This window comes from Nocardioides sp. YIM 152588 (assembly GCF_040191335.1).
In the GTDB taxonomy this organism is placed as follows: domain Bacteria; phylum Actinomycetota; class Actinomycetes; order Propionibacteriales; family Nocardioidaceae; genus Nocardioides.
The window spans coordinates 1-24,005 of the sequence record NZ_JBEGDJ010000018.1 but is presented as its reverse complement, the minus strand read 5'-3'; the positions used below and the strand labels follow the sequence as shown (position 1 = coordinate 24,005).

Below are 24,005 nucleotides of genomic sequence, written 5' to 3'. Positions count from 1 at the left end.
GGACATCTCCCGTGTGGTCCGCCGCCGAGCGCTGATCCGACGGGGTCACCCTATCGGGGCGAACGGCCCGGTCGTCCGGCGGCAGTCGCTCCGCTGCGGAGCTCGGGGATGGCGTCTGACATGGGCGGACGGGTCCCGAAGTGCCCGTTGGAGTTCCCAAGAAGTCACGTGTGTGGGAAATCGCACATTCGCGTCAAGTAGGGCGCCAGTCCCGTCGACCGGTACCAAAGTGCCTCGGATGTGCGCGCCTGAGAGTTCGCTGAGCAGTTTGCTGTAGGAGACAAGCACTCGTGACCCGACCGACAGACCTGACCGGCACGACGATCGACCCCGCGGCGTCCGAGGCCGCCCCGGGCGAGGACGCCTTCACCTACGACGCCGTGCTGGTCGGCGGTGGCGTCATGTCCGCCACGCTGGCCACCCTCCTGCGCCTGGTCGAGCCGACCTGGCGGATCGCGATCGTGGAGCGACTCGACCGGCTCGCCGCCGAGTCCTCCGGACCGTGGAACAACGCCGGGACCGGCCACGCCGCCCTCTGCGAGCTCAACTACTCGCCGCGCCTCGACGACGGCACGATCGACATCACCAAGGCCGTCGGCGTCAACGAGCAGTTCTGGCTCTCCCGCCAGCTCTGGGCCTTCCTCGTCGAGTCCGGCCACATCCCGGACCCGGCGGCGTTCATCCGGGCCACCCCGCACCTCTCGTTCGTCTGGGGCGAGGAGAACGTCGCCTACCTGCGCGACCGGTACGAGGCGCTCGCCGCCCACCCGCTCTTCGCCGGCATGGAGTACACCGAGGACCCCGCCGTGATCGAGGAGTGGGCGCCGCTGCTGGTGGCCGGCCGCGACGTCGCGGCCGGCGAGCCCGTCGCCGCCACCCGCTCGATGGAGGGCACCGACGTCGACTTCGGCGCGCTCACGGCCGCCATGCTCGACCACCTGACCGACACCGACGCCATCGACCTGCTCACCGGCGTCGAGGTGCGGCGCCTGCGCCGCTTCACGGCCGGCGACGAGGAGGGCTGGCGGATCCGCGGGAAGAGCCGCGACGCCGGCGGCCCGCTCTCGGTCACGGCCCGCTTCGTCTTCGTCGGCGCCGGCGGCCAGGCCCTCACGCTGCTGCAGCGCTCCGGCATCGAGGAGGTCCGCGGCTTCGGCGGGTTCCCGGTCTCCGGCGTGTTCTGGCGCACCCGCACCACGGAGGTCGTCGACCAGCACCAGGCCAAGGTGTACGGCAAGGCAGCGGTCGGCGCGCCGCCGATGTCGGTCCCGCACCTGGACACCCGCGTCGTCGACGGCGAGTCCTCGCTGATGTTCGGCCCGTACGCCGGCTTCTCGCCGCGCTTCCTCAAGCACGGCTCGATCTTCGACCTGCTCAAGTCGGTGCGCCTGCACAACCTGATCCCGATGCTGGTCGTCGGCCTGCGCAACCTCTCCCTGGTGCGCTACCTGATCGCGGAGGTCTTCGCCTCCAAGAAGGCGCAGCTGTCGCAGCTGCGCGACTTCTACCCCGCGGCGAACGCCGACGACTGGGAGAAGATCGTCGCCGGGCAGCGGGTGCAGGTGATCAAGCCGACCGGCTCCGGCAGGTTCTGGCGGGGCGGCTCGCTGCAGTTCGGCACCGAGGTGATCACCTCCGCCGACGGCTCGATCGCGGGCCTGCTCGGCGCCTCGCCCGGCGCCTCCACCGCGGTCGCGGCGATGCTGGACGTGATGGAGCGCTGCTTCCCGGAGCACCTCGCGGAGTGGCGCCCGGCCCTGGAGAAGGCGATGCCTTCCTACGGCACGCTGCTCACCCAGAACCCGGAGCTGGCAGCCGAGGTGGCGGCCACCACCGCCCGCACCCTCGCCCTCGAGCCCGCGTCCGAGGCCACGGCCGAGTAGCGGCTCCCAGGAGCCCCGGCAGCGGGGCCCCACGACGCAACGGCATCGGCTCCCGGGACCGCGGTCCCGGGAGCCGATGCCGTGTCTAGCCGACCCGTCGGGTCAGGCCAGGTTCGCCTTGCGTCGCTGCGAGTTGCGGAACGAGGTGCCGAAGAGCGCGGCTCCCGCGGCCACCAGGATCACTCCGAGCCCGGCGGCAGGCACGGCCCACGCGGGCGAGCCGGTCGACGGCAGGCTCGGCGGGGTCCCTCCGGAGGTGCCCGGCGGGGTGCAGGTCGGGCACTTGTACGTCGGCGGCGTGGTCGGCGGCGTCGTCTCCTCGCCCGGGGGCGTGGTCGTCGTCGTGGTCGTCGGCGGGGTGGTGGTCGGCGGGGTGGTCTCCTCGCCCGGCGGAGTGGTCGACGGCGGCGGGGTCTCGCCACCCGGCGGCGTGGTGATCGGCGGGGTGGTCGGCGGGGTGGTCGACGGCGGCGGGGTCTCGCCGCCCGGCGGGGTCGTGGTCGGCGGGGTCGTCGCGGTCGTCGGCGGCGTGGTCGGCGGGGTCGTCGACGGCGGCGGGGTCTCGCCACCCGGCGGGGTCGTGGTCGGCGGGGTCGTCGCGGTCGTCGGCGGGGTGGTCGACGGCGGCGGCGTCTCGCCACCCGGCGGCGTGGTCGCCGGCGTGGTCGGCGGGGTGGTCGATGGCGGCGGCGTCTCGCCGCCCGGCGGGGTGGTGGTCGTCGGCGGGGTCGTCGTTCCGCAGTAGTCCGGCGAGCCCACGCACCCGTCCGAGCCGCTGCTGGTGGACAGCAGCATCGCCTGCGCCGGCAGGGCGGCGGTCCCGACGAGGACCCACAGGGCCACTCCCAGTCCCGTCAGCAGCGCTGCGATGCGCCGGCTGGTGCGGGGCCGCTTCGGGCCATTGACTTTGCGCGTACCCATGTCTGCAGTCTCACGCAAGGGCTCGGCGTGGCGCTTTACCCATAATTGGGTAATACGTTGAACGGTTCAATCGCTCGTCGGTCGCACTGCGCGGGACTTTCTCGCCCGTGGCTCTCCGTGCTCCCGAGAATTGCGCATTTGCATGGGCGTCACGACCCTGACGCGCAACCTTCACGGACCATCCTGAGATCAATCTCGAGGGAGCCTTCCGGCGGCCCTTCGGATTGGTACTGTCCATGCTGCAACAGATGCAAGGTCTGAGGTTGGACGCCTGCGGAGCTAGTTGGCCGACGGCGTTTCTGGTTTGTGTGGTCACCCATCACGGTTCCGGAACGACGTGTCACGCATCTGGTGCGGGTCGCCGAAGTGGCGGCTCACGCCCCGACACTAGGAGTAGCGAGCGAACATGGCTCAGGGCACCGTGAAGTGGTTCAGCGCCGAGAAGGGCTTCGGCTTCATCGAGCAGGAGGGTGGCGGCGACGACGTCTTCGTCCACTACTCGGCGATCCAGACCCAGGGCTACAAGTCCCTGGAGGACAACCAGAAGGTCGAGTTCGACGTCACCCAGGGCCCCAAGGGTCCCCAGGCCGAGAACGTGCGTCCCCTCTGATCTGAACCGGGACTGATCGAACCCCGCCGGACCGATCCGGCGGGGTTCGTGATTTTTCATCGTTATTCCGGTTTGGGCGCTCCGCCAGGGGGCACTATGGAGGTGGCTGTGGATCCGGGCCACGCCGACGCCCCTCGGAATTGGAACCTGCGCCCGGCGGGAGGTGAAGTCGTGGCAGACCCGTTCGACGTGAAGCTGGAAGATGACGACCTGCTGATCGAGGTCGAGCTGACGACGAACCTGATCATCGCTGCCACCGCGTCCGAGGAGAGGCTTCCGACCGAGGAGATCGACCGGATCCTCGGGGTCCACCCGGCGCGCTGATCGAGGCGCCGATCGACGCGCCGACCCAGGGTCTTCCTCCGTGAGCGGGGGAGGGCCCTTCGTTCATCTCTGACCCGGCGGCGACTTGATTGGATACCCCATGGGGGTATGCTGGAGGGCATGGACGACAGCCTCGCCCCGTCCGACGCGGGACAGCCCCACGTGCACGGGTACCTCCATCACAAGCAGGACTACGTCAAGCGCCTGCGCCGGATCGAGGGCCAGGCCCGCGGTCTTCAGCGGATGGTCGACGAGGAGAAGTACTGCATCGACATCCTCACCCAGGTCTCGGCGATGAAGAGCGCCCTCGAGGCGTTCTCGCTGGCCCTGCTCGAGGAGCACCTGAACCACTGTGTCGTCGACGCCGCCGCGGCCGGGGGACCCGAGGCGGAGGAGAAGCTCGAGGAGGCCATGGCGGCGATCCGTCGCCTGGTCCGCTCCTGATCGGCCCTGAACGGCCGACCGTCGTACGAACCGCTGCACCGGAGGAAGAGATGAGCACCACCAGCACCTGGACCGTGACCGGCATGACCTGCGCCCACTGCGTGGCGTCGGTGACCGAGGAGATCCAGGAGATCGACGGCGTCGAGTCGGTCGCCGTGGACCTGCCGACCGGAGCGGTCACCGTGACCAGCGCGCAGCCGCTCGACCGGACCGCCGTCGGCGCGGCCGTCGAGGAGGCCGGCTATGACCTCGCCTGAGCGCCCGCGATGAGCACCGACACCGAGCGGCGGCAGCCGGAGGCCGACACGGGCGCCGAGCACGACGTCGACCTGGAGCTCACCGGGATGACCTGCGCCTCGTGCGCCAACCGGATCGAGCGCAAGCTCAACAAGCTCGACGGGGTCACCGCCACGGTCAACTACGCGACCGAGCGCGCCCGGGTCAGCCACGACCCCGCGATCGACGTGGCGCGGCTGATCGAGACGGTCGAGGCCGCCGGGTACGGCGCCACCCTGCACCTGCCCGAGCCGCCGCCCGAGCCCGCGGATGTGGACGAGGCGGGCACCGCGGGCGCGGAGCGGCCCGATCCCGAGCTCGAGTCGCTGCGTACCCGCCTGATCACCTCCGCGGTGCTCACCGTGCCGGTGATCGCGATGGCGATGGTGCCGGCGTGGCAGTTCGAGAACTGGCAGTGGGCCTCGCTGACGCTCGCGGCCCCGGTGGCCACCTGGGGCGCCTGGCCGTTCCACCGCGCCGCCTGGGTCAACCTGCGGCACGGGACGACCACGATGGACACGCTGGTCTCCCTCGGCGTGCTCGCCGCCTTCGGGTGGTCGCTGGTCGCGCTCTTCCTCGGCGACGCCGGGATGCCGGGGATGACCCACTCCTACGACGCTCTCGTGGCGTGGGGCGACGGCCCGACCTCGGGGCTGGACAACATCTACCTGGAGACGGCCGCGGGGGTCACCACGTTCCTGCTGGCCGGCCGCTACTTCGAGAAGCGGTCCAAGCGCCGCGCCGGCGAGGCCCTGCGCGCGCTGGCCACCGCCGGCGTCGCGGAGGTCCGGGTGCTGCCGGAGGGGATCGGCGGACCCGAGCGGTCGGTCCGCGCCGACCGGGTCGAGGTCGGGGACCTCTTCGTGGTCCGCCCCGGGGAGCGCGTCGCCACCGACGGCGAGGTCGTCGCCGGCACCTCCGCGCTGGACCAGTCGCTGATGACGGGGGAGTCCCTCCCCGTCGAGGTCGGCCCCGGGACCCCGGTGGTCGGCTCGAGCGTCAACACCACCGGGCGCCTCGTCGTGCGGGCTACCCGGGTCGGCGCCGACACCCAGGTGGCGCAGATGGCCCGGCTGGTCGAGGAGGCCCAGGCGGGCAAGGCCGCCGTGCAGCGGCTGGCCGACCGCATCTCGGGGGTCTTCGTGCCCGCGGTGATCCTGCTGTCGCTGGCCACGCTGGCGTTCTGGCTGGTCACGGGGGCCGGCGCCGCGGTCGCGTTCACCGCCGCCGTCGCGGTGCTGATCATCGCGTGCCCCTGCGCGCTCGGCCTGGCCACCCCGACGGCCCTGATGGTCGGCACCGGCCGGGGCGCCCAGCTGGGCATCCTGATCCGCGGCCCGGAGGTGCTCGAGGCCACCCGTGCCGTCGACACCGTGGTGCTGGACAAGACCGGCACCGTCACCACCGGACGGATGCGGCTGGTCGACGTGGTCGCCGACGGCGCCCCCGAGGACCTGGTACGGCGTCGCGCGGCCGCCCTCGAGTCCGGCTCGGAGCACCCGATCGCCCGTGCCGTCGTGGCCGGCTGTGCGCCGGACGGCGCGGTCGGTGCCGTGGAGGGCTTCACCGCCCTGGCCGGGCTCGGCGTCACCGGAACGGTCGACGGCGTCGAAGCCGTGCTCGGCCGCCGGTCGCTCCTCGTCGAGCGCGGGATGACGCTGACGCCGGCGCTGGACGCGGCGGTGGAGGCCGCCGAGGACCGGGGCGCGACGGCGGTCGTGGTCGGGTGGGACGGAGCCGCCCGCGGCGTACTGGTGGTGGCCGACGCGGTCAAGGACGGCGCCGCCGAGGCGGTCGCCCGGCTGCGGGACCTCGGGCTGAGCCCGGTCCTGCTCACCGGCGACAACGAGCGCGCCGCCCGCACCGTGGCCGCCGAGGTGGGCATCGACGAGGTGGTCGCCGGCGTGCTGCCGGAGGGGAAGGTCGACCACGTCCGCGCCCTCCAGGAGCGCGGCCGGGTGGTGGCGATGGTGGGCGACGGCATCAACGACGCCCCGGCCCTGGCCACCGCCGACCTCGGCATCGCGATGGGCACCGGCACCGACGTCGCCCGCGAGGCCAGCGACCTGACCATCGTCGGCGGCGACCTGCGGGTGGCGGCCGACGGCGTCCGGCTGGCCCGCCGCACCCTGGCCACGATCCGCGGCAACCTGTTCTGGGCGTTCGCCTACAACGTGGCCGCGCTGCCGCTGGCCGCCGCCGGGCTGCTCAGCCCGATGATCGCCGGGGCGGCCATGGCGCTGTCGAGCGTCTTCGTGGTCACCAACTCGCTGCGGCTGCGGCGGTTCCGGTAGCGGCCGCGGCGCGCGTCGTCACAACCAGATTGGCCCCAGAATCGCGCGTTCAGGGGCCGATCTGGATGTGACGACGGCTCGCAGGAGCCGCACCGACCTCAGCAGGTCGCGAACAGCACCGGCCCGGCGGAGAGGTCGGAGAGCACGAACGTGCGCGGCTCCGGGGCGAGGTCGAGGGTGACCACGCGGCCGTCGGCGACGACCTCGCCGAGCCGGAAGCGCTCGGGGAAGGTGCCGCCCTGCCCGGGAGCGGGTCCGGCGGCGAGCACGGAACGGCTGTCGGCGTCCTCGCGGGCGGCCTCCTCCGACTCGAGGGCGAGCGCGACCCGCAGGTCCCCGTCGCCGGCGGTGCCGATCGCGAACCCGTCCAGCGGGTGCACCCCGCCGGCCTCGTCGACCAGCCGGGCCGCCTCCGCCTGGTCGTCGGTGTCGGCCTGCGTCATCGACAGCGCCACGCAGGCGTAGTCGCCGCTGTAGACCGCCGCGGCCCGCACGTCGCCGAGTGCGCCCACCGCGGCGGAGACCCCGCCGGCGGAGCCGTCGGAGGAGGTGCCGGCCGTCGTGTCCTCGTCGCCGCGCACGGAGCCGTCCAGGGCGGCCACGGTGGCGCGTTGGTCGCTGGCGGCGAGCACCCGGTGCTCGTCGTCGATGCGCAGGTAGGTCAGCTCGGGGGTGACCGGGCCGATCCCGGCCAGCCGCTCCCCGCCGCCGTCCCACACGCCGTCGGCCTCGTCCGGCACCGCATACCCGAGCCGGCCCAGGCGCACCCGCAGCTCGTCGAGGTCGAGCGCCTCGGGGAGCCCGAGCAGCAGCACGGCGCCGGCGCGGCTCTGGGCGTACAGCTCCCAGTCCAGCGACGCCGGGCTGACGCCGTACTCGTCCTGCAGCACGGGCGTGGAGGAGACGAGGGTCGACATCGGGCTCAGGTCGGCGTCGAAGGCGGCGTCGAGGAAGTCGTCGAGGTCCTCGGCGGGCGTCGCCGCGGACACCGGCGACCCGAGCTCCTCGCGCACCGAGGCCCAGTCGGTCCAGGTGAACCGCACCGCGTCGGCGGGCGCGAGCTCCATCGCCGTCGCCAGCCGGGACTGGCCGGTGTCGGTGACCCGGCGGACCACCGCGACGGCGACCACCGCGGCGCCCGCGACCACGGCCGTGGCCAGCGCGATCACCAACCAGCGGCGATGTGACGGGCGTGGCATCGGTGGGGGCCTCCTGGAGGGGGTTCCGGCGGGGTGTGAGACTAGCGCCGTGCCCAACTCCCCGTTGATCACAGGTGCAGCATCGAACAAGCCCCCCATCGTCGCGGCGGGCGTGGTCACGTTCCGGCCGGGCCGGGAGGTGCTCCTGGTCCACCGCCCCAAGTACGACGACTGGTCGTTCCCCAAGGGCAAGCTGGACCGCTGGGAGCACGCCACGGCGGCGGCCGTGCGGGAGGTGGTCGAGGAGACCGGCGTCGAGGTCCGGCTCGGGCCGCCGCTGGCCGAGCAGCACTACCCGGTGAACGACCGGCCGAAGGTCGTCCATTACTGGACCGGCCGGGTGCTCGGCAGCGACGACGTGGGCGGCTACCAGCCCAACGCGGAGATCGACGGTGTGCGCTGGGTGCCGGCCGCCGAGGCGGCCAGGCTGCTCACGCACACCCGCGACCGGGCCACCCTCGCCGCCGCGCTGGAGGTGCGGCACAAGACCCGGCCGCTGGTGGTGCTGCGTCACGCGGAGGCGCGCTCGCGCTCCCGCTGGCACGAGGACGACGCGCTGCGCCCGCTGCTGCGCACCGGCGAGGCGCACGCCCTGCGCCTGGCGCCGATGCTGGCGGCGTACCAGCCCGGGCGCCTGGTCTCCTCCAGCAGCACCCGCTGCCTGCAGACGCTGGAGCCCTTCGCCGCCGACCGCGAGATCGAGCGCGACAAGCGCCTGAGCGAGGAGGGGGCGACCGCCGCCGGCGTGACCGACGTCGTCGAGGAGCTGCTGGCCGCGGAGCGGGGTGCCGTTCTGTGCACCCACCGCCCGGTGCTGCCGCTCGTGCTGGACGCGCTGGGGGTCAAGCGGAGCCGTCGGGGCAAGCCGCTGGCTCCCGGGGAGATGCTGGTGCTGCACCTGCGCAAGGGGAGCCCGGTGGCGATGGAGCGGCACGCCGTCGGGGGTCTCTGAGGCCCGTGCGCGGCGCCTGTGACCGAGAGCACCAGGGGTGTCGCCGACTGCTCGGTCGCTGTTCACGTTCCGTTCAGATCGGCTGGCCATTTGCGTTACCGACGGTCCCTACGTTCCTCGGTGTCCAGTGATTCAACCGGGGGGCCAGAGTGCGTGCCCCTCAGCTCCCGAGAGGCAATTCCCTTGAAGCTCACCCACCTTCGACGCGCGCTGGTCCCGGGCCTGGCTGCCCTGACCCTCGTGCTGACCGCCTGCGGTAGCGACGACGACGGCGACACCGGCTCCGGTTCCGGCTCCGACGACACCGCCTCGCTCTCCGGCACCCTCGCCGCCGGCGGCGCGTCCTCGCAGCAGGCTGCGCAGGAGGCCTGGATCGCCGGGTTCACCGCCGTGGCGCCCGACGTCACCGTCACCTACGACCCGATCGGCTCGGGCGGCGGCCGCGAGAACTTCATCTCCGCCGCCTTCCCGTTTGCGGGCTCCGACTCCTACCTCACCGACGACGAGGGCGAGCTGACCGCCGCCACCGAGCGCTGCGGTGGCGAGGCCCCGATCGAGCTGCCGAACTACGTCAGCCCCATCGCCGTCATCTTCAACATCGATGGCGTCGACGAGCTCAACCTGTCGCCCGACACGCTGGCCGGGATCTTCGCCGGCAAGATCACCAAGTGGGACGACAAGGCGATCGCGGCCGACAACCCCGACGCCAAGCTGCCGAGCGCCCCGATCGACGCGGTCCACCGCTCCGACGAGTCGGGCACCACCGGCAACTTCACCAACTACCTCTCGACCGTCGCCAGCGACGCCTGGGACGCGGGCGAGATCGAGATCTGGCCCAAGTCCTACGGCGGCCAGGGCGCGCAGGGCACCTCCGGCGTCGTCGACGCCGTCAAGGGCGGCACCAACTCCATCGGCTACGCCGACGCCAGCCAGGCCGGTGGCCTGGGCGTGGCCAACATCGGTGTCGGCGACGAGTTCGTCGGCCCCACCGCCGAGGCCGCGGCGAAGATCCTCGAGGTCTCCCCGGAGGCCGAGGGCGCGACCGACACCGCGCTGATCTTCGACCTCGACTACAACACCACCGAGTCGGGCACCTACCCGATCGTGCTGACCTCCTACCTCCTCGCTTGCCAGTCCTACAGCGGCGACGAGGCGGAGGCCGGTGAGCTCACCAAGGCCTACCTCGGCTACATCGTGAGCGAGGACGGCCAGGCCTTCGGTGCGGAGGAGGCCGGCTCGGCCCCGCTCAGCGCGGACCTGTCCGAGAAGGTCCAGGGGATCATCGACGGCATCACCATCGAGTGACGATCCACTGATCCGGGTGGGGTCCGGGCCGCGCACCGGGCCCGGACCCCACCCGTCACTTCCTTGCAGCACCACATGATTGAGAGACTCCAGCGGTGACCACGACCACCGAACCGCCGGCCCCCGAGGCCGAGCCCCGGACCAGTTCCCACCGGTTGGGCGACAGCGTCTTCTCGGGCCTGGCCACCGCCGCCGGCCTGACGATCATGCTCGCCCTCGCCGGCGTCGCGATCTTCCTCCTCATCGAGGGCGCGCCCGCGATCACCGCGACCGGTGAGTCCGTCTACGGCGAGGACAACATCGTCGTCTACGTGTGGCCCCTCCTGTACGGCACGATCCTCGCGGCGATCCTCGCGATGATCTTCGCGGCCCCGCTGGCGATCGGCATCGCGCTGGCGATCTCCCACTACGCGCCCCGCCGGGTGGCGACGTACCTCGGCTACGCGATCGACCTGCTCGCCGCCGTGCCGTCGGTCGTCTACGGCCTCTGGGGCCGTGTCGTCCTCGCCCCGCTGGTGCTGCCGCTCTACGTCTGGCTCGGCGACCACATGTCCTGGCTGCCGTTCTTCCAGCCGCCCGTGACGCACGGCCGTACCATCCTCACCGCGGGCCTGGTGCTCGCCGTGATGGCGCTGCCGATCATCACCGCCATCTGCCGCGAGGTCTTCCTGCAGACCCCGCGGATGCACGAGGAGGCCGCCCTGGCGCTGGGCGCCACCCGCTGGGAGATGATCCGGATGACCGTCTTCCCCTACGCGCGGTCCGGTGTGATCTCGGCGATGATGCTCGGCCTGGGCCGGGCCCTCGGCGAGACGATGGCCGTCGCCATGGTCCTCTCGGCCGGCGGATTCGTGACGATCAACCTGATCGGCACCGACCAGCCCTCGACCATCGCGGCCAACATCGCCCTCAACTTCGGCAACGCGTCGGGCAGCAAGATCAACACGCTGATCTTCAGCGGCCTGGTGCTCTTCGTCGTCTCGTTCGCGGTCAACTTCGCCGGCCGCTGGATCGCCGCGCGCGGTGAGGTGAAGTCATGAGTGACACCCTGCAGAAGACCGAGCAGCGCCCGAGCGTGCCGCTCCGGACCCCGCAGCTCCCGCGGATCGCCCCGCTGCTCGTCGCCGTCATCGCGCTGGCCGTCGGTGGCCTCGTCACCGTCGTGGCCGGCTCCGGCCTCGTGGCGTTGTCCGTCGTCGCCTGGCTGGTGTTCGTGATCGGCCTCTCCGTCTGGGCCCTGGCCGTGGAGGGTCGCCGCAAGGCGACCGACCGCTTGATCACCTCCCTGGTCTGGTCGACGTTCGTGATCGCGATGGTGCCGCTGGTCGCGGTGACCTGGGAGGTCATCAGCAAGGGCCACGCCGCCCTGAGCGCCGACTTCTTCACCAACGACATGGTCGGTGTGCTCGGCGAGACCAACCGGCTCACCGGCGATCCCGGCGGCATCAAGCACGCGCTGGTCGGCACCCTGATGATCACCGCGACCGCGACCCTGATCTCGGTCCCGGTCGGCGTGATGGCCGCGATCTACCTCGTCGAGTACGGCAAGAAGAACCGACTCTCCCGGGTGCTGACCTTCCTGGTCGACGTGATGACCGGCATCCCCTCGATCGTCGCCGGCCTCTTCGCGTTCTCGCTCCTCACGCTGATGTTCGGCCCGGCCTACCGCTCCGGCTTCGGCGGCTCGCTCGCGCTGTCGGTGCTGATGATGCCGATCGTGGTGCGGGCCACCGAGGAGATGCTCAAGCTGGTCCCCGACGAGCTGCGCGAGGCGTCGTACGCCCTCGGCGTGCCCAAGTGGCGCACGATCGTCAAGGTGGTCCTGCCGACCGCGTTCGGCGGCATCGCCACCGGCGTCACGCTGGCCATCGCCCGCGTGGCCGGCGAGACGGCACCGCTGCTGATCATCGCGGGCAGCACGACCGTGACCAACTGGAACGTCTTCTCCGACCGGATGATGACGCTCCCGGTGTTCATCTACTCGAGCGTGACGCAGGGCGGCAAGTACGCCGCGATCCAGGAGGAGCGCGCCTGGGGCGCCGCCCTGGTCCTCGTCGTGATCGTGATGACCCTGAACCTGATCGCCCGGCTGCTGGGCAAGATCTTCAGCCCCAAGACCGGCCGCTGACCCGGCTCGGAAGAGAAGGAACCACCATGGCCAAGAGCATCGACGTCTCGGACGTCAACATCTACTACGGGGACTTCCTCGCGGTCGAGGGCGTCAACATGTCCATCCGCGCGCGGGCGGTCACCGCGTTCATCGGCCCCTCGGGCTGCGGCAAGTCGACCGTGCTGCGCTCGCTGAACCGGATGCACGAGGTCATCCCGGGCGCCCGCGTGGAGGGGAAGATCGTCGTCGACGGTCACGACCTCTACGGCGCCGGGGTCGACCCGGTCGCGGTGCGCCGCCAGATCGGCATGGTCTTCCAGCGGCCCAACCCGTTCCCGACGATGTCGATCTACGACAACGTCCTGGCCGGCAACAAGCTCAACTCCAAGCGGATGAAGAGGTCCGAGGCGGACGACATCGTCGAGAAGTCGCTGCGCGGCGCCAACCTCTGGAACGAGGTCAAGGACCGCCTCGGCAAGCCCGGCATGGGCCTCTCCGGCGGCCAGCAGCAGCGGCTCTGCATCGCCCGCGCGATCGCCGTGGAGCCCGAGGTGCTGCTGATGGACGAGCCGTGCTCGGCGCTGGACCCGATCTCCACCGCCGCGATCGAGGACCTGATCCACGAGCTGAAGAGCGACTACACGATCGTCATCGTCACCCACAACATGCAGCAGGCGGCGCGGGTCAGCGACGAGACCGGATTCTTCAACCTCAAGGCCACCGGCGAGCCCGGGCGACTGGTCGAGTTCAACCCGACCACGAAGATGTTCGCCAACCCCGACGACCCCGCCACCGAGGCCTACATCTCGGGTCGCTTCGGCTGATCGATGGGCGGCTCGCTCGGGCGGGCGCCGGATTCTGGGGGCGACGGGGAGGTCTCGACGCGCCAGGCCTCCGTCCGCTCCTATCTCCACCGCTGGGCCGAGACGGCCGGGGCCCAGCTGCTCGTCGTCGACCCGGACAGCGAGCGCGCCGACCTCCGCGACGCGATGGCGGGGCGCGGCGTTCACCTGACCTGGGTGAGCTCCACCCTGGACGCCCTGGTCGAGTTCGGCCGCACCGACCCGCACGCGGTCGTGGTGGCGCCGGAGGCGAAGGGCATCCCCGCCGAGGAGTTCGTCAGCACGATCCGGCGGCACGGGTCGCCGTACGTGATCGCGGCGTTGGAGCAGGCCTCCGACGCCGCGGTCGGCAGCCTGATGGTGGCCGGTGCCAGCGCCTGGGTCGCGCGGCCCTACGAGGTGGACGACTTGTGGGACGTGCTGGTCGCCTCGCCCGGCGCCCTCGAGGAGCACGCGCGGCTCTCCTTCGGGCCGATCGACCTCGACGCCGCCGCCTACCGGGTCACCATCCACGGCCACCGCATCCCCGACCCGCCGCTCAAGGAGTTCGAGCTGCTCCGGGCGCTGATGCTGCGGGCGCCGGACGTGATCTCGGACGACGAGCTGCGGGTCGCGCTGTGGGGCGGCGCCGACGACGCCCGCAGCGGCAGCACCATCGCGATGCACGTGACGCGGCTGCGGGCGCGGCTCGGCGAGGCCGCCGAGGTACGCCGGATCCGCGGCCGCGGCTACTCGCTGACCGTCGACGACTGACCACTGCCGGTGGTTGAGGTGCGAGCGAAGCGAGCCTCGAAACCACCACCGTGCCGCTCAGAGGCGCGTGATGCCGTGCAGCAGGAAGTAGCTCAGCGCGGCCATGCCCGCGGCGGCCGGGAAGGTCAGCACCCAGGCGGTCAGGATCGACCGGGCCACGCCCCAGCGGACCGCTGAGAGGCGCTTGGTGGCGCCGACGCCCATGACCGCCGAGGTGATCGTGTGGGTCGTCGAGATCGGCGCCTCGTAGACGAACGCCGTCGTGTAGAGCACCGACGCCGCCACCGACTCCGCGGCGAAGCCCTGCGGCGGGTCGAGGTGGATGATCCGGCGGCCCAGCGTCCGCATGATCCGCCAGCCGCCGGCCCAGGTGCCGGCGGAGATCGCGGCGGCCGCGGCGACGATCACCCAGATCGGCAACGGGTCGCCCTGGGCGACGTACCCGCCGGTGAGCAGCGCCAGGAAGATCACGCCCATCGTCTTCTGGGCGTCCTGCAGCCCGTGGCCGAGCGCCATCGCGGCGGCTGAGAACGTCTGCGCGAGCCGGAAGCCGCGGTTGGCCCGGTGCGGGTTGGCGCGCTTGAACAGCCACAGCAGCGCCACCATCACGACGAAGCCGGCGGAGAAGGCGAAGAGCGGCGAGAGGAACATCGGGATGACGACCTTGTTCAGCACCGTGTCCCAGTTGACCGTCACGCCCGCGGCGATCGCGGAGCCAGCGAGGCCACCGATCAGGGCGTGCGAGGAGGACGAGGGCAGGCCGAAGTACCAGGTGATCAGGTTCCACGCGATCGCGCCGGCCAGGCCGGCGGCGACGATGATCAGCCCGTGGTTGTCCTGGGGTGGACTGATCACGTCGCTGACGGTCTGGGCGACCTTCTGACCCAGGAAGGCGCCGATGAAGTTCATCAGCGCGGCCAGGGCGAGCGCGATCTTCGGGGTCAGCGCGCGGGTCGAGACCGAGGTCGCGATCGCGTTCGCGGCGTCGTGGAAACCGTTGGTGTAGTCGAAGACGAGTGCGACGACAACGACGAGGATGACGATCGCAAGGGTGGCGTCCACCCGCTCAGCTCTCCTTGACGGCGATCTGCTCGACCGTGTTCGCGACCTTCTCGAAGGCGTCGATGGCGCCCTCGAGCGACTCCACGATGTCCTTGAGCTTGAGCACCTCGATGGTCTTGAACGCGCCGGAGAACAGGTGGGCCAGGATCTGCCGGTGGTTGCGGTCGCCGGCGTTCTCGAGGCGGTTGATCTCGATCCAGAAGTCGTCCAGCGACCGCATCGACCGCAGCCGCGGCATCGCGGCGGCGGTCAGCTCGGCGCAGCGCTGGAGCACGTCGACCTGCTCGGAGAGCTGGGCCGGGATGGCCTTGACGTCGTAGAGCAGGATCAGGTCGACGGCCTCGTCCATGCAGTCCATCACGTCGTCCAGGCCGGCGCCGAGGGCATAGATGTCCTCGCGGTCGAAGGGCGTGACGAAGGTGCTGTTCACCTTGCGGACGAGGGTGTGGGTCGTCTCGTCGGCGGCGTGCTCGGCGGCACGCATCCGCTCGGCGACGTCGGCCTTGTCGGAGTCCTCCGACAGCATCTCCGCCAGCAGCCCGGCACCCGTCACGAGGTGCTGGGCCGACTCTGCGAAGAGGTCGAAGAACGTTGTGTCGACAGGACGTAGACGCAGACCCACATGGACTCCTGTTGAGGCGGAGACGAACGTCCACAGCCTAGGGGGTGTCCAACCCGGGCGAGGAAAATGCGGGGCCCTGACCGCGCCGTGTTCCGCGCCACCACGGAGGGGGTAGTCCCTGACGAAAAGCACCGCCAGACCCGGCTGGGAGGTGCTTTTCGTCAGGGACTACCCCTAGCGGCGGTTCGGAGCCGAGCTGACCGGCCGGTGGCCGTGGCGCTGGCGCTCGATGAGCGCCGCCTGGAGGTGGACGGTGCCCTCGTTGCGACGCCACTCGCCGTTCGGCTCCAGCAGCCACGCCTGGGTGTCGTCGTCGTAGGCCAGGTCGAGCAGCTCGGTGACGGCGCGCTTGGACTCCTCCCCGGGCAGCCGCACCAGCGCCTCGACGCGGCGGTCGAGGTTGCGGTGCATCATGTCCGCCGAGCCGATCCAGGCGCTGGGGTCGCCGCCGCCGGCGAACCAGAAGACGCGGCTGTGCTCGAGGAAGCGGCCGAGGATCGAGCGCACGGTGATGTTGTCGCTGAGGCCCGGTACGCCGGGACGCAGCGCGCAGATGCCGCGGATCAGCAGCTCCACCGGGACGCCCGCGCGGGAGGCGCGGTAGAGCGCGTCGATGAGCTGCTCGTCGACGATCGAGTTCGCCTTGATCCGGATCCGGGCCGGCAGCCCCGCGCGGTGGTGCTCGATCTCGGCGTCGACCAGCTCGACCAGTCCGCTGCGGACCGAGTCCGGCGCGACCAGCAGCTCGTTGTACTGGGCATTGCGCGACCACCCGGACAGGTTGTTGAACAGGTGCGCGACGTCCTCGCAGATCTCCGGGTTGGTGGTCAGCAGCCCGAGGTCCTCGTAGAGCCGGGACGTCTTCGGGTTGTAGTTGCCGGTGCCGATGTGGGCGTAGCGGCGGATCCCGTCGGGCTCGTCGCGGACCACCAGCGCCAGCTTGCAGTGGGTCTTCAGGCCCACCAGCCCGTAGACCACGTGGCAGCCGGACTGCTCCAGCTTCCGGGCCCACCGGATGTTCGCCTGCTCGTCGAAGCGCGCCTTGATCTCCACCAGCACCAGGACCTGCTTGCCCGCCTCGGCGGCGTCGATCAGGGCGTCGATGATGGGGGAGTCGCCGGAGGTCCGGTAGAGCGTCTGCTTGATCGCCAGGACGTGCGGGTCGGCGGCCGCCTGCTCGATGAACCGCTGCACCGACGTCGAGAACGAGTCGTACGGGTGGTGCAGCAGCACGTCGCGGCGGCGTACCGCCTTGAAGACGTCGACCGGCGCGGCCGACTCGACCTCGGCGAGGCGGGCGTGGGTCGAGGGCAGGAACGCCGGGTACTTCAGCTCCTCGCGCGCGAGGTCGGCGATGCCGTGCAGGCCGCGCAGGTCGAGCGGGCCGGGCAGCCGGAAGACCTCCTCGGAGCTGATGTCGAGCTCGGAGACCAGCAGCTCGAGTACGGCGGGGGTGATCGACTCCTCGACCTCCAGGCGCACCGGCGGGCCGAACTTGCGGCGTAGCAGCTCCTTCTCCAGGGCCGCCAGGAGGTTCTCGGCGTCGTCCTCCTCGACCTCGAGGTCCTCGTTGCGGGTGACCCGGAAGGTGTGCGCCTCGACCACCTCCATGCCCGGGAAGAGCCGCTTGAGGCGCGCGCTGATCACGTCCTCGAGCGGCACGAACCGGGCGTTGCCGAGCGGGATGAACCGGTCGAAGTTCGACGGGACCTTGACCCGGGCGAAGTGCTCCTTGCCGGTGCGCGGGTTGCGGACCACGACGGCCAGGTTGAGCGAGAGCCCCGAGATGTAGGGGAACGGGTGCGCGGGGTCGACGGCGAGCGGGGTGAGCACGGGGAAGATGCGGTCGCGGAAGAGCGTCTTGCACTGCTGCTGCTCGTCGGGCTCCAGGTCGGCCCAGCGGACCAGCTGGATGCCCTCCTCGGCGAGCGAGGGGACCAGGTCGTCGCGGAGCACCGCCGCGTGCCGCTCGCTGAGCTCGCGGGCCGTGGTCCAGATCCGCTCCAGGACGTCGCGGGGCATCAGGCCGGAGGCGGCGCGGACCGCCAGGCCGGTCGCGATGCGGCGCTTGAGGCCGGCCACCCGGACCATGAAGAACTCGTCGAGGTTGCTGGTGAAGATCGCCAGGAACCGGGCGCGCTCCAGCAGGGGGAGCGAGTCGTCCTCGGCCAGCTCGAGCACGCGCTCGTTGAAGCGCAGCCAGGAGAGCTCGCGGTCCAGGAACCGGTCCTTGAAGTCCTCGATCGCCGGGGTCTCGTCGGTCGCCTCGTCGGTCGGTACGACGTCGATCGGGTGCTCCGCGGGGGTCGGTCCTGGCTCCGCGTGCATCTCCGCCGTCATGTCCACGAGTTTGGCACCTATCGGTGAACGGAAGATGACGGATCGGGTGACGACCGGCCCACACCGAGGTGACGCGCCGGTAGGTTGCCTCAGGTGTCGCTGCGAACCGTGATCGAGGCCACCTCCCTGCGCGGGCTGCTCGCCCTCCCGGACGGCGTGCTGCGCCGTCTCGCCGGCCCTCCGGTGCGGCTGGACGGCCAGACGCTGGCGGCCGAGACCCAGGTGACGCTGCGGCTGCAGCGGCTGCTGCGCATCCCCGGCGCCGAGACGCTGCCGATCCCGGCGGGCCGGGACGCGATGCGCCACCACACCGACGTGGTCCGCGGGCGGCAGCCCGTCGGCGCGGTCCGGGACCTGGAGGTGGCCGGGCTGCCGGCGCGGCACTACCTGCCGAGCGGCCGGCGCGGCGGCCCGGGCCCGCTGCTGCTCTTCTTCCACGGCGGCGGCTTCCTCTACGGCGACCTGGAGACCCACGACGCCCCGTGCCGCGTGCTCGCCGAGCGCTCCGGCGTACCGGTGCTGGCGGTGGAGTACCGGCTCGCTCCGGAGGCGCCCTTCCCCGCGGCGTTCGACGACGCCGAGGCCGCCCACGCCTGGGTGCTCGACCACGCGGCGGACCTCGACCTGGACCCCGCGCGGCTGGCGGTGGGCGGCGACTCGGCCGGCGGCAACCTGGCCGCCTGGGTGGCCGTGCACGCGGCCCGCAGCGGCCTCCCGCTGGCCTGGCAGCTGCTCGTCTACCCGGTGGCGACCACCACGCACGCCACGGCCAGCTACGACCTGTTCCAGCGCGACCTCTACCTGACCGGCGACTTCATGGAGCTGGCCACCCGGACGTTCCTGCCGACCGCGGAGGCGCGCGCGGACGAGCGGGTGAACCTGCTCCACGCCGACCTCCCGGTGGGGCTGGCGCCGGCGTACGTGGTCACCGCGGGCTTCGACCCGCTGCGCGACGAGGGGGAGGGGTACGCCGCCCGGCTGGCCGCGGCGGGCGCCGCGGTCGAGACCCGGCGGTTCGCCGACCAGATCCACGGGTTCCTCAACATCGTCGGCGTGGGCCGCCGCAGCCGCGCCGCGGTCGACGAGATCGCCGACCGGCTGGCGGGCGCGATGACGCGAGTCGGCACAAACTGACGGTCGATTGCGCCGAGTCGGCAGAAAGTTTCTGCCGACTCGCGCTCGTCGGTCCGGACCGGCGCGTCAGTTTGTGCCGACTCGCGCTTCCGTCAGAGCTCGGGGCGCCACTCCCGCAGCCGGCGTACGAAGTCGTCGGCGTCGACCATGCTGGCGTCGATGACGAACGGGTCCAGGCCGCGGCGCGGGAACTGCAGCTGCCAGCCGGGGTCGCCCGGGCGACCGACCATCTGCACCGAGGAGGCGGACTCGCGCACGTCGAACCGGTGCGTGGAGTCGCCCCGGGTCACGTAGACGATGCCGCGGGTCACCGACACCTCGACCGGCACCACGCGGGTCCGCACGGCGGCCCAGGCCAGGCCGACGGTCAGGACCACCATCAGCACGCCGAACGCGGAGAAGAGGGTGCCGGTGCGGACGGCCAGCAGAGCCACCAGGCCGGCGACGACCGCGGTCACCGTGAGGACCTTGGAGAGCAGCTGGCGGTCGGCGCCGTCGGCCAGCGGTCCGTCGTCGTCCGGCCCGAACAGGCCGAGCTCGTCGCCCGGCGTCAGGGGCGGCGCCACCGCCCGGGCGTCTCCGAGCGCCGCCGACAGCCGGGCCACCTCGGCCTCGGCGAGGGAGAGCCGCGCCGCGAGGGCGTCGACCTGGGCGCGCAGCGCCGCGCAGTCGTCGCCTACAGGTCCGGTCGCCACTGACGGGCCGCCTCCAGGAAGCTCGCGGACTGCACGGTCCGCGAGTCGATCACGACCGGCGGCATGCCGCGGCGGAGCACCATGACCCGCCAGCCCCGGCGGCCGGGCTTGCCGACCTGCTGCAGGTGGGTCTGGGGGTTGGCCAGGTCGAACTGGCTGACCTCGTCGCCCACGGTGACCGTCATCGAGCCGTGCTCGTCGATGGTGACGCTGCGCGAGCTGTTGCTGGCGCGCAGCGCGTAGAGCAGCAGCGCCGCGGCCGCCACGGTCATCGCGACCGCGAGGCCCATGTCCTCGCGCAGGGTGCCGCGGAACGCCATCCGGCCGACGACCGCCGCGCACGCCAGCGCGACGATGATCGCCAGCGGAGCGAGGATGTCGGTGCCGCGCTTGGAGCGGTACGGGCGCCCGGTCGGCCCCTCGGTCGCGTCGGTCTCGCCCTCCGCCTCGACGCGGGTGTCGCCCTCCGCCTCGCCGTCGGCGGTGGGTGCGGCCTGGTCGATGAGCGCCGTGATCGCGGCGCGCTCGACGGTGCGCTCGGCCTCGGGCTCGTCGAAGGCGAGGGACGCGGCGGCAGCGTCGAAGGCGGCGGGGCCCCCGACCTGCTCGACCGGTTCCTCCGCCTCGATGGTCTCGACCGCCTCGACGGTCTCGACCGGGAGCGCCGGCTCGCCGTCCTGGTCGGCGTACGGCTCGACGTCCGGCCCGGCCTCGTGGTCGACGTCCGGCCCGGCAGGGGCCGCCGGCTCGTCGGGCTGGTGGCGGCGGGCGAGCCACTGGGCGAGCAGGCTCGAAGCGCCGGTGTCCGCCGCTTCCTCCGCCCGCGCCTCGGCGTCTGCTTCTGGCTCGGGCTCGGCGTCTGCGTCGAGCTCGGTGTCGAGCCCGTCCAGCAGCTCGGCCTCGGTGTCCGCGACGAGCTCGGCCTCCGCTTCGGCATCCGCGTCGACCTCGGCCTGGGGCTCGGCGTCCAGCGCGGGCTCGGGCTCGGCGTCCAGCGCGGCCTCGGGCTCCCCGTCCGCCGTGGCCTCGGCGAGGACGTCGACCCCCGCGTCGACCTCGGCGTGGACCTCGCGCTCGGGCTCGGCGTCCGCCGTGGCCTCGGCGACGTGCGCCTCGGGCTCCGCTTCGGGCTCGGGCTCCGCGGCCGGCGCGGCCTCGAGCTCGGCGCGGACCTCGGCGACGGCGGCCTCGCGGTCGGCGTCGGCCTGGCGGCGCAGCTCGGCCAGTGCCGCCTCGTGCTCCTCCAGCTGGGCGGCGCCGCGCTCGGTCGCCTCCTCCAGGGCGATCTCGGCGGCCCGGGCGGTCGCGATCGCCCGGGCTCGCTCCTCCTCGGCCAGGTTCGCCCGCTCGTGGTCGGCGTCGGTGCGCAGCGACGCCAGCGTCTCCTCGTGCTTGAGGATCAGCTCGGCCGCGCGCGCCTCGGCCTGGGTCCGGGCGAGCGCCTGCTCGGTGGCGGCGCGCTCGGCGTCGGCGCGGGCGCGGGTGGCGGAGAGCAGCTGCTCCTGGACGGCGATCAGCTCGCGGCGCAGCGCGGACATCGACTGCTGGTGCTCCTGGCCCGCCTCGTGCAACCGGGCCAGGGTCTCCACGGCCCGCTCCTCGGCGGCGGCGCGGGCGCGGAACGCCTCGGCAGCGCGCTGCTCGGCCGACGCGAGCGCCGCGGCGGTGACCCTCTGCTCCTCCGCGGCGGCCGCGGCGGAGGCGTGCGCCAGCGCCGCGGAGGCCTGCGCCTCGCGGGCGATCGTGCTCTGCGCCTGCACGGCCTGCTCGGCGTTGCGGCGCGCCTCGATCGCCTCCTCGGCGAGCCGGGCCTGCAGCGCGGCGGCCTCGTCGGCCTCGCGACGGGCGTCGTACGCCTCCCGGGCCAGCCGGGCCTGCTCCGCGGCGGCCTCATCGGCCTGGCTGCGGGCGGTCGCCTGCTGCTCGGCCCGCTCGGCGGCCTCGCGCGCCCGGCGCTCGGCGGCCTCGGAGGTCTCCAGGGCGATCATCGCCAGCTCGGCCTGGTGCTGTGCGGACTGCTCGGCGGCGGTGCGGGCCGCGTGCGCCTCCTCGGCGAGGCGGGCGTGCTCGGTCGCGGCCACCTCGGCGGCGGCGCGCTGCTCGGCGGCGTCCCGGGAGAGCGCCCCGTGCTCGGCGGCCTGCTGGGCGAGCGCGAGCGCCCGCTCCTCGGCCTCGACCGCGGCCTGGTGGGCCTCCGCCGCGAGGGCGGCCTGCTGCCGGGCGGCCTCCTCGGCCAGCGTGCGCGCCGCGGCGATCTCCGCCGAGGTCCGCTCCGCCGCCTCCCGCTCCTCCAGCATCCGGCGCGCGAAGTCGGCGTGCTCGGCCGCCGTGGACGCGGCGGCCTCGGCCAGGCTGCGGGCCCGCTCCTCGGCGGCGGCCCGCTCCTCGTGGGCGCGCTGGGCCTCGCCGGCGAACCGCTGCGCCGTCTCCTCGGCCTCCTGGCGGGCCAGGGTCGCCTGCTCGGCGAGCTCGGTCTGCGCGCGGGCGCGGGCCTCGGCCGCCTCCCGCTCCGCGTGGGCGTCCGCGGCCCGCTCGGCCTGCTCGACGGCGTTCCGCTCCGCCTCGGCGCGGCGGGCGGACTCGGCGCCGGCCAGCTCCGCGCGCTCGCGGGCGGCGCGCTCGGCGGCCTCGCGGGCCTGCGCCTCCGCGTGCGCGAGGCTCTCCGCCTCGACCCGGGCGCGGTGGGCCTCCTCGGCGGTCTCGGCCTGCTCGAGGGCGAGCCGGTCGGCCTCGGCCCGGGCCTCGGCGGCACGCTGGGCGGCCTCCTCGGCCAGCATCCGCTCCGCGGCCTGCTCGGCGGCCGCCATCTCGGCGTCGCGTCGGAGCCGGGCGGCCTGGGCGGCGACGGCCTCGGCCTGCTTGGCGTTCTCACCGTTCAGCGGCTCGGCGACCTCGGCCGCCGCGGCGGCGACCTCCTCGGCGGGAAGCGGCTCGGGCGGCGCGTCCAGGTGGTGGAGCGCGGGCGGCTCGGGGGGACCGGCGGTGGCCTCCGGCTCGGTGGCTGCGGTCTCGTCCATCGGGCTCTCCTCGGGCGATGTGGTGGCGCCCTGCGTCGCGTCCGCCGCGGCGCCGGTCGGCGCCGGCTCGGCGGCGGGCGCGGTGTCGTCGGGGTTGTCCTGCGCCGCGGGCCGGGGCTCCGGTCGCCGCCCGTCGTCGACGAGCGCGGCGGGCAGCTCGCCGGTGAGGGGGTCCTCCTCGAAGGTCGGGAAGTAGACCCGCTCGGTGGTGTCGGTGGAGGGCCAGTCGTGGTCCTCGGCCGGGGCCTCTGCCGGCGTATCGGCCGGGGCCTCTGCCGGCGTCTCGGCCGCGGCCGCGTCGGACGACGCGCGCGCGAGCGCGACGGAGCGGTCGATCACGCTGCCCCAGTCCGCCGGCGGCGTCGCGTCCGGACGTTCGTCGCCGGCGACGGTGGGCGCACCGTCGGCCGCCGGCCCGGGCGCGGCGGCGTCCTGCTCCGCCTTCTTGCCGCGTCCCCACCGCCGTCCGCGGCGCGCGCGGACGGAGCCGGACTCAGCGCCCGACTCCCCATGATCGCGCCCGTCGTCGGTGAGAAAACTCATGAGCCGTGATCGTACTCAGGCTGGAGCCCCGTGAGGGCCGGTTGACGGAGATGAGGTGAACTCAGTGTCGCGCATACTGCACGTGGGTGTCGGCGGCCCGGTGTGCGAAGCCCAGCCCCTCGTACAGCCGGCGGGCGGGGGCGTTGTCGGACTCGACGTACAGGTGCACCTCGTGGACGCCGCGGCGGGCCAGGTGGCGCAGGCCGGCGACGGTCAGCGCGCGGCCCAGCCCGAGGCCCTGCGCGGCGGGGGAGACGCCGACGACGTACACCTCGCCGTTGGCCGCGTCGTGGCGCTTGGTCCAGTGGAACCCCAGGACCACGCCCTCGGCGTCGACCGCGATCAGCAGCCCGGCCGGGTCGAACCAGTCCTCGGCCATCCGCTCGGCGAGGCCGGCCTCGTCGAGCGCGCCCTGCTCGGGGTGGCTGGCGAAGGCGGCGGCGTTGACCGCCAGCAGGGGGGCCACGTCGTCGGGTCCGGCGAAGCCGCGGATCGTGACGCCGGGCGGCAGGTCGACCTCCGGCAGCAGGTCCGCAGCGGGGCGGCGCATCACCCACAGCTCGCGCACGCGGGCCAGCCCCGAGCGCGCGGCGATCGCCGCGGCGGCCGGGTGGTCGCCGTGGGACCAGACCGTGAGCGGTCCGGGCTCGGCCAGCGCGGCGGCCGCGAGCGCGGCGCC

General features: G+C 73.1%; 21 protein-coding genes. 14 read left to right on the top strand and 7 right to left on the bottom strand.

Annotated elements, in window-relative coordinates; genetic code table 11:
- Positions 1-290 precede the first annotated feature (290 nt).
- The 7 genes from mqo to ABLM29_RS10865 all read left to right on the top strand — a co-directional run bounded on the left by mqo (position 291) and on the right by ABLM29_RS10865 (position 6,752).
- Positions 291-1,883 carry a malate dehydrogenase (quinone) gene (gene mqo / locus ABLM29_RS10895; protein WP_349714132.1) on the top strand — a complete coding sequence of 531 codons (1,593 nt, stop codon included), beginning with the start codon at positions 291-293 and terminating at the stop codon, positions 1,881-1,883.
- Positions 1,884-2,139: 256 nt separating this feature from the next.
- Complete coding sequence (locus tag ABLM29_RS10890) at positions 2,140-2,628, top strand: hypothetical protein (RefSeq protein ID WP_349714131.1); 489 nt, start codon at positions 2,140-2,142, stop codon at positions 2,626-2,628.
- 582 nt (positions 2,629-3,210) lie between these two features.
- A complete protein-coding gene (locus tag ABLM29_RS10885; RefSeq protein WP_136593559.1) occupies positions 3,211-3,414 on the top strand; it encodes a cold-shock protein in 204 nt (67 codons plus the stop codon).
- A 171-nt stretch (positions 3,415-3,585) separates the two neighbouring features.
- Positions 3,586-3,738 (top strand): hypothetical protein, encoded by a 153-nt coding sequence (locus ABLM29_RS10880; protein ID WP_349714130.1) that lies wholly within the window; start codon positions 3,586-3,588, stop codon positions 3,736-3,738.
- 120 nt (positions 3,739-3,858) lie between these two features.
- Positions 3,859-4,182, top strand: coding sequence for a metal-sensitive transcriptional regulator (locus ABLM29_RS10875; protein ID WP_349714129.1), 324 nt, complete (start codon positions 3,859-3,861; stop codon positions 4,180-4,182).
- A 50-nt stretch (positions 4,183-4,232) separates the two neighbouring features.
- Positions 4,233-4,439, top strand: a complete 207-nt coding sequence (locus tag ABLM29_RS10870; RefSeq protein ID WP_349714128.1) for a heavy-metal-associated domain-containing protein — start codon at positions 4,233-4,235, stop codon at positions 4,437-4,439.
- Between the two features lie 9 nt (positions 4,440-4,448).
- Positions 4,449-6,752 carry a heavy metal translocating P-type ATPase gene (locus ABLM29_RS10865; protein WP_349714127.1) on the top strand — a complete coding sequence of 768 codons (2,304 nt, stop codon included), beginning with the start codon at positions 4,449-4,451 and terminating at the stop codon, positions 6,750-6,752.
- Between the two features lie 98 nt (positions 6,753-6,850).
- On the opposite strand, the gene ABLM29_RS10860 is transcribed toward ABLM29_RS10865, so the two are convergent.
- The gene (locus ABLM29_RS10860) at positions 6,851-7,951 is read right to left on the bottom strand and encodes a hypothetical protein (protein ID WP_349714126.1); all 1,101 of its coding nucleotides are present in this window, start codon (positions 7,949-7,951) and stop codon (positions 6,851-6,853) included.
- A 49-nt stretch (positions 7,952-8,000) separates the two neighbouring features.
- On the opposite strand from ABLM29_RS10860, the gene ABLM29_RS10855 reads away from it, so the two are divergent.
- The 6 genes from ABLM29_RS10855 (at position 8,001) to ABLM29_RS10830 (ending at position 13,913) form a co-directional block, all read left to right on the top strand.
- Entirely contained in the window at positions 8,001-8,903 is a 903-nt protein-coding gene (locus tag ABLM29_RS10855) for an NUDIX hydrolase (protein ID WP_349714125.1), read from the top strand.
- 183 nt (positions 8,904-9,086) lie between these two features.
- Positions 9,087-10,208, top strand: coding sequence for a phosphate ABC transporter substrate-binding protein PstS (locus ABLM29_RS10850; RefSeq protein ID WP_349714124.1), 1,122 nt, complete (start codon positions 9,087-9,089; stop codon positions 10,206-10,208).
- 95 nt (positions 10,209-10,303) lie between these two features.
- The gene (gene pstC / locus ABLM29_RS10845; protein ID WP_349714123.1) at positions 10,304-11,248 is read left to right on the top strand and encodes a phosphate ABC transporter permease subunit PstC; all 945 of its coding nucleotides are present in this window, start codon (positions 10,304-10,306) and stop codon (positions 11,246-11,248) included.
- Positions 11,245-12,336 (top strand): phosphate ABC transporter permease PstA, encoded by a 1,092-nt coding sequence (gene pstA, locus ABLM29_RS10840; protein WP_349714122.1) that lies wholly within the window; start codon positions 11,245-11,247, stop codon positions 12,334-12,336. The genes pstC and pstA overlap by 4 nt, the downstream gene beginning before the upstream one ends.
- Positions 12,337-12,362: 26 nt before the next feature.
- Positions 12,363-13,142 carry a phosphate ABC transporter ATP-binding protein PstB gene (gene pstB, locus ABLM29_RS10835; RefSeq protein WP_349714121.1) on the top strand — a complete coding sequence of 260 codons (780 nt, stop codon included), beginning with the start codon at positions 12,363-12,365 and terminating at the stop codon, positions 13,140-13,142.
- A 3-nt stretch (positions 13,143-13,145) separates the two neighbouring features.
- Complete coding sequence (locus tag ABLM29_RS10830) at positions 13,146-13,913, top strand: winged helix-turn-helix transcriptional regulator (protein WP_349714120.1); 768 nt, start codon at positions 13,146-13,148, stop codon at positions 13,911-13,913.
- 57 nt (positions 13,914-13,970) lie between these two features.
- Here ABLM29_RS10830 and ABLM29_RS10825 read toward each other — a convergent pair whose 3' ends face one another.
- From ABLM29_RS10825 to ABLM29_RS10815, 3 genes are all read right to left on the bottom strand, one after another.
- The gene (locus ABLM29_RS10825; protein ID WP_349714119.1) at positions 13,971-14,975 is read right to left on the bottom strand and encodes an inorganic phosphate transporter; all 1,005 of its coding nucleotides are present in this window, start codon (positions 14,973-14,975) and stop codon (positions 13,971-13,973) included.
- A 4-nt stretch (positions 14,976-14,979) separates the two neighbouring features.
- Positions 14,980-15,597 (bottom strand): DUF47 domain-containing protein, encoded by a 618-nt coding sequence (locus ABLM29_RS10820; RefSeq protein ID WP_349714118.1) that lies wholly within the window; start codon positions 15,595-15,597, stop codon positions 14,980-14,982.
- A 174-nt stretch (positions 15,598-15,771) separates the two neighbouring features.
- The gene (locus ABLM29_RS10815) at positions 15,772-17,925 is read right to left on the bottom strand and encodes an RNA degradosome polyphosphate kinase (RefSeq protein ID WP_502889215.1); all 2,154 of its coding nucleotides are present in this window, start codon (positions 17,923-17,925) and stop codon (positions 15,772-15,774) included.
- Between the two features lie 105 nt (positions 17,926-18,030).
- On the opposite strand from ABLM29_RS10815, the gene ABLM29_RS10810 reads away from it, so the two are divergent.
- The gene (locus ABLM29_RS10810) at positions 18,031-19,071 is read left to right on the top strand and encodes an alpha/beta hydrolase (RefSeq protein WP_349714116.1); all 1,041 of its coding nucleotides are present in this window, start codon (positions 18,031-18,033) and stop codon (positions 19,069-19,071) included.
- 92 nt (positions 19,072-19,163) lie between these two features.
- On the opposite strand, the gene ABLM29_RS10805 is transcribed toward ABLM29_RS10810, so the two are convergent.
- The 3 genes from ABLM29_RS10805 to mshD all read right to left on the bottom strand — a co-directional run.
- Positions 19,164-19,766: a hypothetical protein gene (locus ABLM29_RS10805; RefSeq protein ID WP_349714115.1), complete on the bottom strand. Its 603-nt coding sequence runs from the start codon at positions 19,764-19,766 to the stop codon at positions 19,164-19,166.
- Positions 19,748-23,326, bottom strand: coding sequence for a hypothetical protein (locus ABLM29_RS10800; protein WP_349714114.1), 3,579 nt, complete (start codon positions 23,324-23,326; stop codon positions 19,748-19,750). Before ABLM29_RS10800 ends, ABLM29_RS10805 begins: the two co-directional genes overlap by 19 nt.
- Before the next feature lie 61 nt (positions 23,327-23,387).
- Positions 23,388-24,005 (bottom strand): mycothiol synthase (gene mshD / locus ABLM29_RS10795; RefSeq protein ID WP_349714113.1); only part of this gene is annotated, 618 nt, incomplete at its 5' end.

Bases quoted from the DNA above. Each gene is read 5' to 3' on its own strand.
- ABLM29_RS10885 (WP_136593559.1), top strand. From the start codon at position 3,211: ATGGCTCAGGGCACCGTGAAGTGGTTCAGCGCCGAGAAGGGCTTCGGC.
- ABLM29_RS10875 (WP_349714129.1), top strand. From the start codon at position 3,859: ATGGACGACAGCCTCGCCCCGTCCGACGCGGGACAGCCCCACGTGCAC.
- ABLM29_RS10870 (WP_349714128.1), top strand. From the start codon at position 4,233: ATGAGCACCACCAGCACCTGGACCGTGACCGGCATGACCTGCGCCCAC.
- ABLM29_RS10865 (WP_349714127.1), top strand. From the start codon at position 4,449: ATGAGCACCGACACCGAGCGGCGGCAGCCGGAGGCCGACACGGGCGCC.
- ABLM29_RS10860 (WP_349714126.1), bottom strand. From the start codon at position 7,951: ATGCCACGCCCGTCACATCGCCGCTGGTTGGTGATCGCGCTGGCCACG.
- pstA (WP_349714122.1), top strand. From the start codon at position 11,245: ATGAGTGACACCCTGCAGAAGACCGAGCAGCGCCCGAGCGTGCCGCTC.
- pstB (WP_349714121.1), top strand. From the start codon at position 12,363: ATGGCCAAGAGCATCGACGTCTCGGACGTCAACATCTACTACGGGGAC.
- ABLM29_RS10830 (WP_349714120.1), top strand. From the start codon at position 13,146: ATGGGCGGCTCGCTCGGGCGGGCGCCGGATTCTGGGGGCGACGGGGAG.
- ABLM29_RS10815 (WP_502889215.1), bottom strand. From the start codon at position 17,925: ATGCACGCGGAGCCAGGACCGACCCCCGCGGAGCACCCGATCGACGTC.
- ABLM29_RS10800 (WP_349714114.1), bottom strand. From the start codon at position 23,326: ATGAGTTTTCTCACCGACGACGGGCGCGATCATGGGGAGTCGGGCGCT.